Below are 229 nucleotides of genomic sequence, written 5' to 3'. Positions count from 1 at the left end.
ACACTCGACTAGTCGTCGGCAGCGTCAGATGTGTATAAGAGACAGATCGTAGTAGCGCCTTTCAAGCCCGCTTGCCGTGGGTTTGAGACGAACGATATCGGCAAATCCAGTATATTCCAGCAGGCTTGTGACTGCGGCGGCATTAGGGGAAAACTGACAGAAGTCCGCTGGTCGCCAACGTGCGGTCGTGATGTTTTTTGCATCAGAACCACCCCTCCCCCCCCCCCCC

At 55.9% G+C, this 229-nt stretch carries 1 pseudogene; it reads right to left on the bottom strand.

The features are described 5' to 3' along the window. Positions 1–24: 24 nt before the first annotated feature. Positions 25–229: pseudogene (locus ACPYOI_RS37335) on the bottom strand (hypothetical protein); the annotation flags it as partial.

This window comes from Rhizobium sp. SVR5-2C, assembly GCF_056755115.1.
This window is presented reverse-complemented; position numbering and strand designations above follow the sequence as displayed.